The organism is Streptomyces sp. NPDC052701 (genome assembly GCF_040678355.1).
Classification (GTDB): Bacteria; Actinomycetota; Actinomycetes; order Streptomycetales; family Streptomycetaceae; genus Streptomyces.
Map to the genome: position 1 here is coordinate 15,286 of NZ_JBFATO010000020.1, position 17,040 is coordinate 32,325.

The following is a 17,040-nucleotide window of genomic DNA, read 5'->3' on the forward strand; positions in this document are numbered from 1 at the left end:
GCTGAGTATGGCCACCTCCGAGGAGCGCGTCGTCGCGGCGCTGCGCGCATCGCTGCTCGAGAACGAGCGCCTGCGCAAGCAGAACGAGCAGCTTGCACGCGCGGCGACCGAGCCCGTCGCCATCGTGGGCATGGCGTGTCGCTATCCGGGCGGCATCGACTCCCCGGAGGACATGTGGCGACTGCTGGCCGACGGCGCCGACGCCATGACCGACTTCCCCGCCGACCGCGGCTGGCAGTCGTACGACGACGAGGCGGGCCCGGTCACCACCCGGGGCGGATTCGTCCTGTCCGCCGCGGAGTTCGACGCCGGGTTCTTCGGCATCTCCCCGCGCGAGGCGCTCGCCATGGACCCGCAGCAGCGCCTCACCCTGGAGAGCTCCTGGGAGGCCCTGGAACGCGCCGGCATCCCCGCGGCCGACGTCCGCGGCAGCCGCACCGGCGTCTTCATGGGTTGTAGCAACCAGAACTACGGCGCCGCCACCGGCCGGGACCTCCCCGAGGGGATCGAGGGCCACCTCCTCACCGGGAACGCGGCGAGCGTGGTGTCGGGCCGGGTGGCGTACGTGCTGGGCCTGGAGGGCCCGGCGGTGACGGTGGACACCGCGTGTTCGTCCTCGCTGGTCGCGCTCCACCTGGCGGTGCAGTCGCTGCGCTCCGGCGAGTGCGACCTGGCGCTCGCGGGCGGCGTGACCATCATGTCCACCCCCGACGTCTTCGTCGAGTTCTCACGGCAGGGGGGCCTGGCCGGGGACGGGCGGTGCAAGGCGTTCGCGGAGGGCGCGGACGGCACCGGCTGGGGCGAGGGCGTGGGCGTGCTGGTGGTGGAGCGGTTGTCGGACGCGCGCCGCAACGGGCACCGGGTGCTGGCGGTGGTGCGCGGTTCGGCGGTCAACCAGGACGGTGCCTCCAACGGGCTGACCGCGCCCAACGGCCCCTCCCAGGAGAAGGTCATCCGGGCGGCGCTGGCCAACGCGGGTCTCGCACCGCAGGACGTGGACGCGGTGGAGGCGCACGGCACGGGCACCCGGCTGGGGGATCCGATCGAGGCGCAGGCGCTGCTGGCCACCTACGGGCAGGACCGGCCGCAGGAACGGCCGGTGTGGCTGGGGTCGGTGAAGTCCAACCTGGGCCACACCCAGGCGGCGGCGGGTGTGGCGGGTGTGATGAAGATGGTGCTGGCGATGCGGCACGGTCTGCTGCCGGCCACGCTGCACGTGGACGCGCCGTCCTCGCACGTGGACTGGCAGACGGGCGCGGTGGAGCTGCTGACCGAGGCCAGGCCCTGGCCGCAGACCGGGCAGCAACCCCGCCGAGCGGCGGTCTCCGCCTTCGGCGTCAGCGGCACCAACGCCCACGTCGTCCTGGAACAGGGCACGGCACCGGACGACGAGGGCATGGACTCCGGCCGCACGGCTCCCCCCGCCCTCGTCTGGGCCCTCTCCGGCCACACCGAGGAGGCCCTGTACGCCCAGGCCCGACGCCTCGGCGAATTCCTCACCACCCGGCCCGAAACCGACCCGGCCGACGTCGCGTGGTCACTCGTGGCCACGCGCACCGCCCTCACCCACCGCGCGGTGGTCCTGGGCGCCGACCGCGAGGACCTGGTGCGGGGACTGCGCTCCCTGGCGGCTCGCGAACCCGCGACGCAGGTGGTGACGGGGCAGGCCGGTGAAGAAAGCCGACTGGCGTTCCTGTTCTCGGGGCAGGGGGCGCAGCGGCTGGGCATGGGTCGGGAGTTGTACGAGGCGTTCCCGGTGTTCGCCGAGGCGTTCGACGCGGTGGTGGCCGAGGTGGGGGAGGAGCTGCGGGAGGTCGTCTTCGGCGACGAGGCCGGGCTGCTGGACCAGACCCGCTGGACGCAGCCGGCGCTGTTCGCGGTGGAGGTCGCCCTGTTCCGGCTGGTGGAGTCCTGGGGCATACGCCCGGACTTCCTGGTCGGTCACTCCGTCGGTGAGCTGGCGGCCGCGCACGTGGCCGGGGTGCTCACGCTGGCGGACGCGTGCCGGCTGGTGGTGGCCCGCGGCCGGCTGATGCAGCAGCTCCCGCCGGGCGGGGCGATGGTGGCGGTGGAGGCCGCCGAGGACGAGGTGCTGGCGCTGCTGGAGGGCCGCGAGGGCGAGGTGGCGGTGGCGGCGGTCAACGGGCCGCGCGCCACCGTGATCTCCGGCACCGAGGAGACCGTCACCGCGGTCGCGCAGGAACTGGCGGACCGGGCCCGGCGCACCACCCGGCTGCGGGTCAGCCACGCCTTCCACTCCCCGCTGATGGACCCGATGCTCGCCGACTTCCGCCAGGTCGCCGCGGGCATCTCCTACAGCCCGCCGGTGATTCCGGTGGTCTCCAACGTGACCGGCCGCCCGGCCGAGGGCGACGATCTGACCACCCCGGAGTACTGGGTGCGGCACGTGCGCGAGGCGGTGCGCTTCGCCGACGGCGTGTCCTGGCTGGCCGGGCACGGCGTCACGCGCTTCGTGGAGATCGGCCCGGACGCCACGCTGACCGCCCTGGCCCAGACGAACCTCCCCGACACCACCGGCCTGCTCCTCACCCCCACCCTCCGCAAGGACGCCTCCGAGCCCCTCGCCCTCCTGAAGGCGCTGGCCCGGTTGCACGTGGACGGTGGGGAAGCCGACTGGCGCAGTTGCTTCGCCGGATCGGGTGGCAGGACCGTGGACCTGCCGACGTACGCCTTCCAGCGGCAGCGCCACTGGCTGGACCCCTCGACGCCGAATCCGCAGCCGTCGGCGGGCCGGAACCTCACCTCGGCGGTCGTGGACTCCGAGTTCTGGGCGGCCGTGGAACGCGGGGACGTCGGGACCCTGGCCGCCGACCTCGACGTGGAACGCGAAGCGCTGGACGCGGTGCTGCCCGCGCTCTCCCGCCGGCACCGGGAGCGGATCGAGCGGCACGTGACCGACTCCTGGCGCTACGAGGTCTCCTGGCACCCCCTGACGGCGGCCCCGGAGACCCGGAAGACGCCCTCGAGGACGGACGGTACGGCCCCTTGGCTGGCGGTCGTGCCCGCCTCCCCGCCCGACGACGTCGACGCCGTCGTCCGAGCGGTGTGCTCCGGCCTGGAACGGCACGGCGTGCTCCTGCGTCCCGTCGCTGCCGACGGCCTGGACAGGGACCGGACGGCCGACGCCCTGCGTGCGGCACGCGAGGACCTCGGACCGGTGGGCGGAGTGCTGTCCCTGCTGTCTCTGACCGGATCGCCGAAGGAGGTGACGGCAGCCACGGCGACGCTGCTGCAGGCGCTGTCGGACGGCGAGGTGTCCGCACGCCTGTGGACGGTGACCCGGGGTGCCGTCCGCGTGGGCCGCTCCGACCGCCTCCCGGCGCCGGAGCAGGCCGCGGCGTGGGGGATCGGCCGGGTGGCGGCCCTCGAGCACCCCGAGCTGTGGGGCGGACTCGTGGACCTGCCCGCCGACCTCGACACCCGAGCCCTGGCCCGCCTCGGTGTCGCCCTGACCCGCCCCGCCGACGGCGAGGACCAGATCGCCGTCCGCAGCAACGGCCTGTTCGCCCGCAGGCTCGTTCCCGCCCGGCCGGTGCGGGAGCCGGACGCCGCGTGGCGGCCTCGCGGCACCGTCCTGATCACCGGCGGTACGGGCGCCCTCGGCACCCGCGTGGCGCACTGGGCGGTCGACCGGGGCGCCCGGGACGTCGTGCTGGTGAGCCGGCGGGGTCCGCACGCCCCGGGGGCGGCTGAGCTACGGGACGCGCTCGCCGCCAAGGGGGCCGCCGTCACCGTGGAGGCCGTCGACGTCTCCGACCGCGACGCGCTGGCCGCGCTGCTGGAGCGGTACCGCGTCGACGCCGTCCTCCACACGGCGGGCGTCGTGGACGACGGGGTACTGCACACCCTCGACCACGAGCGCGTCGAACCCGTCCTGCGTGCCAAGGCGGACGCGGCGCTCCTCCTGGACGAACTGACCAGGGACCGCGACCTGTCCGCCTTCGTGCTGTTCTCCTCGCTCGCCGGAGCGATCGGCAGCGCCGGCCAGGGCGCGTACGCGGCCGCCAACGCGGTCCTCGACGCCCTGGCCGAGCGGCGGCGCGCGGAGGGGCTGCCCGCCACCTCCGTCGCCTGGGGACCGTGGGCCGGGGGCGGCATGGCCGCGGAAACCGCCGGGGCACGAGGACGCGGCCGGGACGCCGTGGCAGCCCTCGATCCGGACCTGGCCCTCCTCGCCCTCGGCACCGCCGTCGACTCCGGCCGTCCCGTCACCGTCGTGGCCGACATCGACTGGAGCCGCTTCGTCCCGGCCTTCACCGCCACACGGCCCGGCGCACTGCTCACCGGCCTCCTGGCCGCACCGGCGGCGGGCGGTACGGCTGCGCACACCACTGCCGGACCTCCTTCCGCGCACGCCGACGACCTCGCCACCCGCGTCCGCGCGCTCTCCCCGGAAACCGCGCTGCACCTGGTCCTCGACGTGGTGCGGGCGCGGGCGGCTTCGGTGCTGGGGTATGCGGGTGCGGGCGCGGTGCCGGCGGAGCGGGCGTTTCGTGATCTGGGTGTGGATTCGCTGCTGGCGGTGGAGCTGCGCAATGTGCTGGCGGCGGAGTGCGGGGTGGTGCTGCCGGCGACGGTGGTGTTCGACCGTCCGACGCCGCTGGCGCTGGCGCAGTGGCTGGTGCGGGAGCTGGGCGGGGGGAACGGTGCCCCCGCTGCGGTGGAGCCGTCGCCCGGCGGGTCGGCGGCGGTGGACGATCCGGTCGCGATCGTGGGGATGGCGTGCCGTTTCCCGGGGGGCGCGGACTCGCCGGAGGCGTTGTGGCGGCTGCTGGCCGAGGGCGGTGACGGCATCGGCGGCTTCCCCGACGACCGCGGCTGGGACGGACTGGACCCGCTGTACGGCCTGACCGCGGAGGAGACGTCCACACCCCGGTACACGCGTCGCGGCGGCTTCCTCGAGGACATTGCCTCCTTCGACGCGGAGTTTTTCGGGATTTCTCCGCGTGAGGCTGTGGCGATGGATCCGCAGCAGCGTCTGTTGCTGGAGGCGGCGTGGGAGGCGGTGGAGCGGGCCGGGGTGGATCCGCGGTCGTTGCGCGGGCGCCGGGTGGGTGTCTTCGCGGGCACCAACGGCCAGGACTATCCCGCCTTGCTGACGGCTTGGGGTGGTGACTACGCCGATTACGGCGGTTATGTGGGCACCGGCAACGCGGCCAGTGTGGTGTCGGGCCGGGTGGCGTATGTGCTGGGCCTGGAGGGTCCGGCGGTGACGGTGGACACCGCGTGTTCGTCCTCGCTGGTGGCGTTGCACTGGGCGGTGCGCTCGCTGCGCTCGGGTGAGTGCGAGATGGCGCTGGTCGGTGGTGTGACGGTGATGTCGACGCCGGGGGCGTTCGTGGAGTTCTCCCGGCAGGGGGGTCTGGCCGGGGACGGGCGGTGCAAGGCGTTCGCGGAGGGCGCGGACGGCACCGGCTGGTCCGAGGGCGTGGGTGTGCTGGTGGTGGAGCGGTTGTCGCAGGCGCGCCGCAACGGGCACCGGGTGCTGGCGGTGGTGCGGGGTTCGGCGGTCAACCAGGACGGTGCCTCCAACGGTTTGACCGCGCCCAGCGGGCCTTCCCAGGAGAAGGTGATCCGGGCGGCGCTGGCCGATGCGGGGCTGGCACCGCAGGATGTGGACGCGGTGGAGGCGCACGGCACGGGCACCCGGCTGGGGGATCCGATCGAGGCGCAGGCGCTGATCGCCACCTACGGGCAGGGCCGGGACGCGCAGCGGCCGGTGTGGCTGGGGTCGGTGAAGTCCAACCTGGGCCACACGCAGGCGGCGGCCGGGGTGGCGGGTGTGATGAAGATGGTGCTGGCGTTGCGGCACGGTCTGCTGCCGGCGACGCTGCACGTGGACGCGCCGTCCTCGCACGTGGACTGGCAGGCGGGCGCGGTGGAACTGCTGACCGAGGCCAGGCCCTGGCCGCAGACGCAGGGGCGTCCGCGGCGGGCGGGGGTGTCCTCCTTCGGCCTGAGCGGCACCAACGCGCACGTCATCTTGGAGGCCGCCCCCGCGGAACCGGCCGCCCCCGACACCGACGACACCCCCATGCCCCTGCCGGTCGTGCCCTGGGTGCTGTCCGGCCGCAGCACCGACGCCCTGCGCGCCCAGGCCGGGCAGCTGCTGGCCCGCGTCCGGAGCGGATCCGACGCCACCCCCGTCGACGTCGGCTTCTCACTGGCCACGACCAGGCCGGCCTTCGAACACCGTGCCGTCGTCCTGGGAGAGGACGGGGACACCCTCCTCGAAGCCCTGGAACAGCTGGTCGACGGTGCGTCCAGCCCGTATCACGTCACTGGTACGGCGACCGGACCCGCCGAACTCGCCCTGCTCTTCTCCGGGCAGGGCGCCCAGCGGCTGGGCATGGGGCGAGAGCTGTACGAGGCGTTCCCGGTGTTCGCCGAGGCGTTCGACGCCGTGTGCGCCCACCTCGACCTGGAACTCGACCGGCCTTTGCGGGAGGTCGTCTTCGGCGAGGACGCCGGGCTGCTGGACGAGACCCGCTGGACGCAGCCGGCGCTGTTCGCGGTGGAGGTCGCCCTGTTCCGGCTGGTGGAGTCCTGGGGCATACGCCCGGACTTCCTGATGGGCCACTCCGTCGGCGAGCTGGCGGCCGCGCACGTGGCCGGGGTGCTGTCGCTGGCGGACGCGTGCCGGCTGGTGGTGGCCCGCGGGCGGCTGATGCAGCAGCTCCCGCCGGGTGGGGCGATGGTGGCGGTGGAGGCCGCCGAGGACGAGGTGCTGGCGCTGCTGGAGGGCCGTGAGGGCGAGGTGGCGGTGGCGGCGGTCAACGGGCCGCGCGCCACCGTGATCTCCGGCACCGAGGAGGCCGTCACCGCGGTCGCGCAGGAACTGGCGGGCCGGGGCCGGCGCACCACCCGCCTGCGGGTCAGCCACGCCTTCCACTCCCCGCTGATGGAGCCGATGCTCGCCGACTTCCGCCAGGTCGCCCAGAGCATCTCCTACAGCCCGCCGGTGATTCCTATGGTCTCCAACGTCACCGGACGGGCTGCGACCCCCGGCGAGCTGGAGTCGGCGGAGTACTGGGTCCGGCACGTGCGCGAGGCGGTGCGCTTCGCCGACGGCGTGTCCTGGCTCGCCGGGCACGGCGTCACGCGCTTCGTGGAGATCGGCCCGGACGGCACCCTGACCGCCCTCGCCCAGACGAACCTCCCCGACACCACCGCCGGCCTGCTCCTCACCCCCACCCTCCGCAAGGACGCCTCCGAGCCCCTCGCCCTCCTGAAGGCGCTGGCCCGGCTGCACGTGAGCGGCGCGGCGGTCGACTGGACGGCGTACTTCGGGCGTACCGGACGGAACACCGTCGAGCTGCCGACCTACCCCTTCCAGCGGCAGCGGTACTGGCCCGAGACCACCTCCGCCCGGCAACGGCCCGGTACGGCCGACTTCGCGGACGCGGCGTTCTGGGACCTCGTGGAGAACGAGAAGGCGAACGAGCTGGCGTCGGTCCTGGGCGTGGAGGAGGCCGCGCTCGGGGAAGTGGTGCCGGCGTTGTCGGCATGGCACCGCGAGCAGGTGGAGCGGGCGGCGATCGACGGCTGGCGCTACCGCGTGTCGTGGGAACCGGTCGCCGAAGCCGCCGCCCCGACCACGGTGCCGGGCCGCTGGCTGCTGCTCCACCCCGAGCACGACGAGGGCGTCCTCGCGGGGATCGAGGAGTTCGTGCCGGGTGTCGAGCGGGTGGCCTGCCCGCTGGACGCCGGCCGCGAGGAACTGGTCGCTCTCCTCGGGGCGTTCGCCGGCGGCGAGGACATCGCCGGGGTGTTCTCCCGCCCGGACGACGTGGCAGCCGCCTTGGCGCTCGTACAGGCGTCGGGCGAGGTGGGCCTGTCGGCTCCGCTGTGGTTGCTGACGTGCGGGGCGGTCGGGGTCGGTGTGGCCGGTGAGGGCGTCGTCGACCCGGAGCAGGCGGCCGTGTGGGGTCTGGGCCGGGTGGCCGCGCTGGAGCACCCCGAACGCTGGGGCGGCCTGCTGGACGTGCCCCGCTCGCCCGAGCGCCGGACGCTCGCGCGGGTCGCGGCCGTCCTGGCGTCCGGTGCCGAGGACCAGGTCGCCGTCCGCGGTGGCCGTGCCTTCGCCCGCCGTCTGCTTCCCGCCCCGGCCTCTGGCCGTGCCCCGGCCACGTCGTGGCGTGCTCCGCGCCGGGTCCTGGTCACCGGCGGCACCGGTGCCCTGGGGGCGCGGGTGGCGCGCTGGCTGGTCGGCCACGGTGCTCGCGAGCTGGTGCTGGCCGGCCGCCGCGGCCCCGAGGCCCCCGGCGCCACCGCCCTGGCCGCCGAACTGGAGGCCCTGGGTGCCCGTGTCGCTGTGGAAGCCTGTGACCTGGCCGACCGTGAGGCGGTGGCCCGCCTGCTGGCCGCGCACCCCGTCGAGGGCATCGTCCATGCCGCCGGCGTCCTGGAGGACACCGCCCTGGCCGAGTTGACTCCCGACCGGCTCGGCCGCGTGCTGGGGGCCAAGGCGAAGGCCGCCGCGCATCTGGACGAGCTCACCCGCGGGACGGATCTGTCGCTCTTCGTGGTGTTCTCCTCCATCGCGGGCGTGTGGGGCAGCGGCGGTCAGGCCGCCTACGCCGCGGCCAACGCCTACCTGGACGGACTCGTGGAGGCCCGCCGGGCCCAGGGGCTGCCCGCCACCGCCGTCGCCTGGGGGCCCTGGGACGGTGGCGGCATGGTGTCCGACGAGGCCGCCGTGGAGCTGGCGCGCCGCGGCCTGCGGACGATGGACCCGCAGCGGGCGCTGGCGGCCCTCGGCCGGGCGCTGCAGCTCGGCGACAGCGCGGTCGTCGTGGCCGACGTGGACTGGGAGCGGTTCGTCGCGGCGTTCACCAGCCGGCGCCCCGGCCCTCTGCTGTCCGCGCTCCGCGCGGCCCCCGCCGGCCGCCCGTCCGAGGACGGCGACCACCCCGGCACGGCGACGCCCCCGCTCGTCGCCGAACTGGCGGACCGCTCCGCCGACGAGCGGGTCCGCCTCCTGCAGGACCACGTACGGGGCGCCGCGGCGCTCGCGCTGGGCTTCGGCGACGCCGCCGCGGTGGACGCCGGCCGCGCCTTCCGGGACATGGGCTTCGACTCCCTGACCGCCGTGGAGCTGCGCGACCGGCTGTCCCGCGACACCGGTCTGCGGCTGCCCACCACCTTGGTGTTCGACCATCCGACGCCGGCGGACCTCGCTCGGTTCCTGGCCGGTGAGCTGGCCGACGGCGACCGGTCCACCGCGACGCAGCTGCTGGCCGAGATGGACTCGGCGGTGTCGCGGCTCCTGGAGTCCGGGCCGGACCAGGACGTGAGGTCCCTGCTGCGGACGAGGCTTCGGGCGCTGCTGGCGGAGGTCGAGGAGCCCGGGGAAGCGGCCGCCGACGACGGTGCGTCGGTGACGGACCGCCTTGCCGAGGCCACCGACGAGGAGCTGTTCGACTTCATCAGCCGGGAGCTGGAGCAGCCGTAGCGGGTGGGAGCCGGACCGGTCGTGGCGGAGAGGGGAGGTGCCGGCACCGCGCTCCGGCGGTGCCGGCACCTCCCGAAGGCACGGCGAGGGCCGCGCCGCCTCTGGCGGCACGGCCCTCGTAGGACAAGGAATTACCGGTATTCGGTTACTTGATGAACTCGGGCAGAACGCGCGGAGGCCAGTGGCCCACCGTGAACATGCCCATCGCGTGCGCACGAGCCACGAGCGCGGCACGGTTGGGGGCCTTGAGCTTCCGCAGCATCAGGCCGACGTGGTACTCCACGCCTTGGCGGCTCAGATAGAGCCGTGCGGCCAGCTGAACCGTGGACGCCCCGCTCGCAACACCCTCCAGGACCTGGGCGTCGAGTTTGCTGAGCATCCGCTCACGGGATCTGACCGGCTCGTCGTCCTGACCCGGGCCGCGGACGTCCTCGTCCGGACGCAGGAGGATGACGATGCCGGCGAGCTCCCCGGCCGTGTCCTTCACCGCGATCCCGGTCAGTTCGCCCGAGAAGGCCTGGCCCGCGTCGTCCCGGCCGATCACCCGCTCCGCGAAGCGGTTGCACCGGCCCTCGGACAGGCGCTTGAAGTGCCGGTCCAGGACCACGGGAGAGCTCGGATGGAGCAGTTCATACAGACTGCGGCCGCACGTCTCGGCCGGAGTACGGCCGAATTGATGCGTGAAATCCGGCTCCGCGGCGGTAATTCTGATCTCAGGGGAGACGTGAGCCGTGTAAGTGCGACGATGAAGCGCTGGGGTGTTCGTCCTGCCCTCCAGGATGTTTCTCCGTGGGGTGGAAGGCGGGTCGGCGACTACCTGTCCTCTGCTGATCGGGGCGCCAGTGATTCTCGTAGTCACTACGGACGTACCGTCTTTCTTTGTATGCGGGGGGATAGGGGGGTGGCACCGCTGACGCGGCGCCGATGAGGGCGGTCCCCAGCGCAGACGCAGGGGGTGTTGGCCGCTGGGGGCCGCTCCTGATCGGCTGTGACTGAGGCTAAAAAGCGCGCAGGAGGGGGTCAAGCAAACTTTTGCACGTCGGCAAAACACTGTGGTTCGGGGGTTCGGTGACCCGGCTCACACGACGGTGGGCAGGCCCCGGACCAGTGAGGACCCTTCGAGGGAGGCTTCCCGGCCCGTCGGTCGGAGGCCCACGCGAGGTGTCGGCGCCTTGAGCGCTTGTTTGCTTTGTGAGCCAATGGCACGAGGCCGATGTGGCGCAAACCATTCGGGCGCCGCGGATGCCCGAATGGAGCTTCGCGTGTGCCCGTTTGTTGCCCGCTTTATCGTGCGTCTCCGCTGTCGGGATCAGTGTCCGCGGTGTGAGCGGGAGTCGCGTTCCGCAAGCGCTTCCCGAAGGTGCGGCCGGCCGCTTATGCCGAGCTTTCGATAACAGCTCGTCAGATGCTTCTCGACCATACGGGAAGAGATCGAGAGCTCGGCCGATATCCCCTGGTTGCTCATCCCGGCCGCGGCGAGACGGGCGACCTTGTCCTCGGACGGCGTCAGCGCAACCGGTTTCCGGGGGGAGGCGAAGCCCTGCCGGCGGAGAAGGCGGAGAACCTCCGTCTCCAGTCCGGGCGCGTCGCATTCGGTGGCGAGGTCGAGGGCGCGCCGCAGGATCTCCTCCCGGCGCGTGTGATCCGTTTCCGCCCGTGTGCCCAGGGCGTGCAGGGCACGTCCCAGTTCGTAACTGTTGGGGCTCTTCTCCAGGACGTCGACGGCCTCTTCGAGCACGGTGGCGCCGTCCTGCCCGGGGGTGACCCGGCCGAGCACGACGAGAGCGCGGCCCAGCACGACCGGGCCGCCCCAGGCGCGGGCCCGCTCGGCCTCCGACCGGGCGGCGGCCACGGCCTGCTCGGTCTCGCCCAGGCGGTGGTGCATCAGGGCCGCCGCGGACGACCAGGGGAGGGCGGCGGGGTTGCGCCAGCCGATGCGCTCCATGCGCCGGCCGGCGACGTGGAAGTGGTCCAGGGCCACGCGGAGTTCGCCCCGCCGGGCGGCGAGGACCCCGCCGGCCATGTCGAGCAGGCCGGCCAGGAAGGGGTTGCGGTCACTGAGCCGGTGCCGGGTCAGGACGGCGTGGGCGAGCCCGGGCTCGCCGGTCTCCAGCGCCACCATCGCCAGAACGGCCGCGCACATGGCGGGCAGCCCGCTCATCTCCGGTCCGGAGAGCGCGTCCTCGTGCAGGACGCCGGTCCGGGCGGCGGCCGGGCTGCCGTCGGCGAGGGCGAGCAGCGCCTGCTCCGCCCGGATGACGGCCTGCTCGACGTGGTCGCCGCACCGCTCGGCGATCCGCTGGGCCTCGCGCAGCCAGCCGGCGGCGCCGTCCGTCCGCCCGGCCGCCACCAGGACGTTGACGGCGAGGGGCAGCGCGGTGTGCACGTGGTCGGGGTGGGCGGGCTCCTGCGCCAGCAACCGGGACGCGAGAGGGGCCAGTTCGTCGGCGGGGACGGTGTTGGTCACCATGGCGACGTGGACGAGCGCGCTGAGCAGTTCGCGTTCGCCCATGCTGCGCGCGGGCGGGTTCGGGCCCAGATCGCGCAGCCGGCGCAGCGCCGCGCGCTGATGCGCCGGATGCTGGGAACCCAGGAAACGCTCCCGTGCCTCGATGCGCAGGGCCAGTTCCCGGTCGAGCACGTCGGGCGAGGGGACGGCGTCCAGGTCGGCGGAGACCTGGCGCAGCAACTCGTCGAAACGGAAGACGTGCGGGTCCATCAGGAGGGGGCCCAGCCGCGACAGGGCCGCCGCCCGCTCCCGTACCGCCTCCAGCAGCGGGACCGCTTCGGCGACGTGGCGCTGCGAGGCCGCGGTGGCGAAGCTGCGCTCGGCGTTGGCCAGGTCGATCAGCAGGCTCGCACGGCCCGCGCCGGCCGGCGCGGTGTCCAGCAGCGCCCGGCCCAGGTAGCGGGCCGCGTCCCGCGGCGAGCCGCGCCGCAGCGCGCTGTCCGCGGCCCGGCGCAGGATGGCGACCGCCTCCCGGCCCTGCGGGCTGACCACGGACATCAGGTGCTCGGCGGCCTGCTCGGCGGGGTGGCCCGTGCGGTGCAGCAGCTCCGCCGCCATGACCCGCATCGCCGCCCGCTCCTCCAGGGGCAGCCCTTCCTCCAGCACGTCCCGCAGCATGCTGCCGACCCGGACGCGCCGCTCGGGGTCGTCGACCAGCCCGGCCGGCCGCAGGACGCGCAGCGCGTCCGCGTACCGGGGCGGGTCCACCTGGGCCAGGCCGGCCACCAGCCCCGGTTCGGCGTGCGCGCCCAGCAGTGTCAGCGCGCAGGCGGTACGGCGGACGTGGTCCGGCAGCGAGTGCAGGTACTGCAGCAGGCGCCGGCGCACGCGCAGGGGGCGCAGGACGCCGGCCACGGCGGCGTCGCGGGCGGTGGGCCGCAGGCCGTGGAAGCGCGCGTCCTCGGCGACGGCGTGCAGCAGGAAGGGGTTCCCGCCGCAGAGGTCCTCGCAGGCCGCCATGAAAGCGGCGTCCGGGGCCTCCTCGAAGACGGCCTCCAGCACCTGCCGCGTCCCGGCGGCGCTCAGCCCGTTCAGCTCCACCGTCCGGTTCCCCAGCGTGAGGAGCTCGCGTACGCAGGGGCGGGCGGTGCGCACGTCCCCCGCGGCCAGGGAGCACACCAGCAGCGTCCGCCGGCGGCCCGCCCGGGCCGTGCGCAGCAGCGCCTGCAGCGACTCGGAGTCCGACCAGTGCAGGTCGTCGACGACGATCAGCACCGTCCGGTCCCGGGCCATGCCGTCGACCAGGGCGTCGAACCACACCACCGACTGCTGCACCCGGACCGCCGACCCGGGCAGTTCGCGGACGAACCGGCCGCTGTCCGGCAGCCGCGCCCGCTGCCCCGCCTCTTTCAGCCACCGCGTGTGATCGGCCTCGTCGGCCAGGGCCAGCACCGGGTCGAGGAGCTGACGGGCCACGCCGAAGGCGAACTGCCGCTCCGTCGGCGCGGCCTGTGCCTCCAGCACCAGTGCCCCGTGCGCCCGGCCGAGGTCGGCGACGGCACGCACGAACGCCGACTTCCCGATCCCGAAGGATCCGTGGACGACCGCCAGGAGTCCGCCGTCGTCCGCCTGTTGCAGAGCATCGGCCATCAGGGCCAGTTCACGCTCGCGCTCCAGCAACATCGCTTCGTCCCTTTCGCTCCCGGGTCACACCGACCGGCGGTGGCGGGACCCGACACTCCGTACGCGGCACCGGGCCGCTGTGAGCCTGCTGGGGCCCCGTGGAGGGGCCGTGTCTAACCGTCGGCGACGTCGTGGCGGGAGCAAGGTGGCCAAGGTGGTCCGGGAGAGGCGGAGAGGGTGATCCGATGGGACCGGTCGGCGGTGGCGCGTTCGTTGCGGTGCCGTGGCTTTCGCGGGCACGGCGCCGCAGCGCTTCGGCCAGACCGGCACCGGCGCGCGGGCCGGTGGGAGCAGGACGGAATCCGCGGCTCTCTTTCGCCGAAGCACAAGGGTTCGCACATGTCAAGCGGCCCCAGGAAGTTCCTATAAAACTTGAACTCTTGAGCAGGAGGACATCACAACTGGCATTATTCGGCAAGAGGTTGCCGAGCAGGGGTGGCCAGATCTCGCCCTTCTGAACGCAATGTGTCGGCCGGGCGGCACCTGGACGGCCGCCTCACCCGCTCGGGCATCCCCCGTCGTCCGCGAGCGGCAGTACGGCGCCGGCCTCGGTCAGCGCCCCCCGCAGCCCCCGACGGCCCGACAGGTCGAGTTTGCGGTAGACGTTGGTCAGATGCGCCTCGACCGTGCGCTGGGTGACGAAGAGCGCCTCGGCGATGTCCAGATTGCTCAGCCCCTGCGCGGCCAGCCGGGCCACCTGCATTTCACTGGGCGTCAGCGCGGCCAGTCCGCTGGAGACCGGCCGGCGGGGCCGGGCACCGGTGGCCACCAGCGCCTGGCGCGCCTCGCCGTAGAGCGGGCCCGCGTCCAGGGCGTACGCCGTCTCCAGCGCCTGCCGCAACACCTTGCGCGCCGCCTGGGTGAACCCCTGGGCGTACAGGGCCCGGCCCCGGGCCACGCGCACCCGGGCGAGGACGAGAGCCGCAGGCGTGCCCGCCAGCACCGTCTCCGCCTCCTCCAGCAGCGGCAGGACGCGCCGGCCGCCGTGCGCGGCGGCCAGCAGCTCCAGGCCCGCGCCCAGCGCGCACGGCAGGCCGGCCCGGCGCGCCGCCGCCACCGCCTCCTCGGCCAGGGCGCCGCAGGCCGCCGTGTCCCCCAGCACGGCGTGGGTCCGGCCCGCCCAGTACCACCAGGGTGACACCGCCGGGTTGAGGCGCTGCCAGGCCCGCTGCAGCCCGCCCGCTTCGAGCAGGTCGGGGAGGGCGGCGCGCGGATCACCCGCGGCCAGCCGCAGCCGGCCCCGGGCGGCGAGGTACTCGTTCCACTGCCAGCCGCCGCCGTCCGGCCCGAGGCCGGGGACACGGGCGGCGAGGGCGGCCGCGTCGGCCTCCTCGCCCCGGTCCAGCAGGGCGTGCAGCCGTACGGCCGCGGCGAGCGTGTGGTAGGGGCCCATCCGCTCCGGCGGCGTGCCCTCCAGAGCGGTCGCCGTGGCGGCCAGCGCGCGGTCCACCGCGCCCTGCCGCTCGCAGGCCTCCGCGCACAGCGCCAGCAGCGCGACGTACTGCAACTCGCCCGCCACCTCCGCCCCGTCCACCAGGCGCCGCAGGACGACCTCGGCCTCGTCCGGGCGGTCCCCGTACAGCAGCACCGTGGCCGCGGTGCCCAGCGCGCCCGGCGCGTCGGCGGGCACCGCGCCGCGCGCCAGGACGGTCCGGGCCGCGGCGACGGACTCGGCCACCCGGTCCATGCGGGAGACGCGGACCACCGCGCGGACCGCGAGCATGGCCCGCTCGCCCGGCGTGTCCCCCGGCAACGACAGGTCGAAGGAGGCCGTCCCCAGCATTTCCACCAGCGCCCGGCGGTTGGTGAGCGAGGCGAGCACCAGATGCGCCTCCAGCAGCTGCGCGCCGGTCGGTTCCTCCCCGGCCCGGGCGGTCTCCTCCCGGAAGCACCGCAGCAGTTCCATGGCCCGCGGCACCCGCCCGGTGCGCACCAGCGCGCCGACCAGGGCGGTGAGCGCGGTCAGGCGCTGCTCGGCGTCCGTCAGCCGCGGTAAGGCACGCATCAGGTGCTCGATGCCCGCCTCGACGTCCAGCCGTATCTGCGCCAGTCCCAGTTCGAGCAGCAGCCCCGGGTCGTCGGCCGTGCCGGGGTCCTCGGATATACAGTGCCGCAGCAGCTGCACGGCCTGCTCGTACGCCTCCCGCCGCACCGCCGCGCGGGCCGTCTCGCGCAGCACGGCACGTGCCCAGGGTTCGATCGCGGGCGCGCCGGAGCGCAGCAGGTGCTCGGCGACCTGCTCGGCCGGGGCGCCCCGGTCGTGCAACAGCCGGGCCGCCCGCCGGTGCGCCGAGGTGCGCTGCTGCTGCGGCACGTCCGCGAGGACGGACTCCCGCACCAGGGGGTGCGCGAAGGTCCAGCCCCCGGTGGTCAGCGCGGGCGTCACCAGGTGCAGGGCGCCGAGCGCCTGCATGGCCTGCGTGAACACGGACGGTTCCAGCAGGGCGAGCGCGGCGCACAGGTCGCAGGGCGCTCCCTCGCCGAGGACGGCCATGGCGCGCGCCGCGCGCAGCGTGGTGACCGGCTGCCGGTGCAGCATCTCCGCGACCCGCCGGCCGAACGGCTCCGCGTCCTGGGGGTGGATGCCGGCGAGCTCGGCGGCGGTCAGCGGCCGGCCCTCCCGGTGCAGCGCCGTCAGCAGGCGGTCGACCAGCAGCGGGCTGCCGCTCGTCGCCGCCAGGCAGGCCCGCAGGAACTCCTCGTCGCCGGTGCCGCCGGTCAGCCGGCGGGCGATCAGGCCGATGCCGCGCTCGGTCAGCGGGCGGGGCCGCAGCACGTGGCACAACGGCTGCGCGGCCAGTTCGTCCAGGGGCGCCACCTCGGTACCGGGGCAGCGGGAGACGGCGAGCAGGACGGGCAGCCCGGCGAGCCTGCGCGCGGCGTGCGCGAGGAACCGCAGCGAGGCGGGATCGGCGAGCTCGGCGTCGTCGACGGCGAGGACCACCGGCCCGGACGCGCTCACCCGGCGCACCACCCGGTACAGCTCGGCCAGCACACCGTAGGGAACGTCGGGGGTGACATTGTCGTCGCAGGTCAGCAGATTGGGGGCGTAGGCGGCGGGAGGCCCGTCCGTGGCCGGACCGCACCACGGCGCGGTGTCGTTCTCCCCGACGGGCTCCAGCAGCCGGCGCACCACGGCGAACGGCGTCTCCTGCCCGGCCGGTTCGCAGCGCGCCTCCAGCACGCGCAGGCCCCGGGCGCGGGCACGCGCGGTGAGCGAGCGCAGCAACGTGGTCTTGCCGATGCCGGCCGGTCCCTCCACCAGCACCAGCCCGGGCAGCCCGTCGGCGGTCCGCCGCACCAGGTCGGAGAGCAGGTCGAGTTCGCGCTCGCGTTCCACCGGCTCGCCGTACGGAGACGGTTGCGGTGCGTCGGAGTCGCCGGCGCCGGACGAACGGGAAGGGGTCATTGCCTCGTCTCCCCCCGAGACTGC

Annotated in this window: 4 protein-coding genes; 1 reads left to right on the forward strand and 3 read right to left on the reverse strand. The window is 74.7% G+C overall.

The window, feature by feature from the left end; genetic code table 11:
• The first annotated feature begins 7 nt into the window (after nucleotides 1–7).
• On the forward strand, nucleotides 8–9,475 hold the full coding sequence (locus AB0L29_RS22270) for a type I polyketide synthase (protein WP_365829459.1): 9,468 nt from the start codon (nucleotides 8–10) through the stop codon (nucleotides 9,473–9,475).
• Nucleotides 9,476–9,620: 145 nt separating this feature from the next.
• Here AB0L29_RS22270 and AB0L29_RS22275 read toward each other — a convergent pair whose 3' ends face one another.
• From AB0L29_RS22275 to AB0L29_RS22285, 3 genes are all read right to left on the reverse strand, one after another.
• Nucleotides 9,621–10,526, reverse strand: a complete 906-nt coding sequence (locus tag AB0L29_RS22275; protein WP_365829460.1) for a LuxR C-terminal-related transcriptional regulator — start codon at nucleotides 10,524–10,526, stop codon at nucleotides 9,621–9,623.
• Between the two features lie 258 nt (nucleotides 10,527–10,784).
• Entirely contained in the window at nucleotides 10,785–13,607 is a 2,823-nt protein-coding gene (locus tag AB0L29_RS22280; protein ID WP_365829461.1) for a LuxR family transcriptional regulator, read from the reverse strand.
• Between the two features lie 496 nt (nucleotides 13,608–14,103).
• A complete protein-coding gene (locus AB0L29_RS22285; protein ID WP_365829462.1) occupies nucleotides 14,104–17,016 on the reverse strand; it encodes an AAA family ATPase in 2,913 nt (970 codons plus the stop codon).
• Nucleotides 17,017–17,040 lie beyond the last annotated feature (24 nt).

Bases quoted from the DNA above. Each gene is read 5' to 3' on its own strand.
- AB0L29_RS22280 (WP_365829461.1), bottom strand. From the start codon at position 13,607: ATGTTGCTGGAGCGCGAGCGTGAACTGGCCCTGATGGCCGATGCTCTG.
- AB0L29_RS22285 (WP_365829462.1), bottom strand. From the start codon at position 17,016: ATGACCCCTTCCCGTTCGTCCGGCGCCGGCGACTCCGACGCACCGCAA.
- AB0L29_RS22270 (WP_365829459.1), top strand. From the start codon at position 8: ATGGCCACCTCCGAGGAGCGCGTCGTCGCGGCGCTGCGCGCATCGCTG.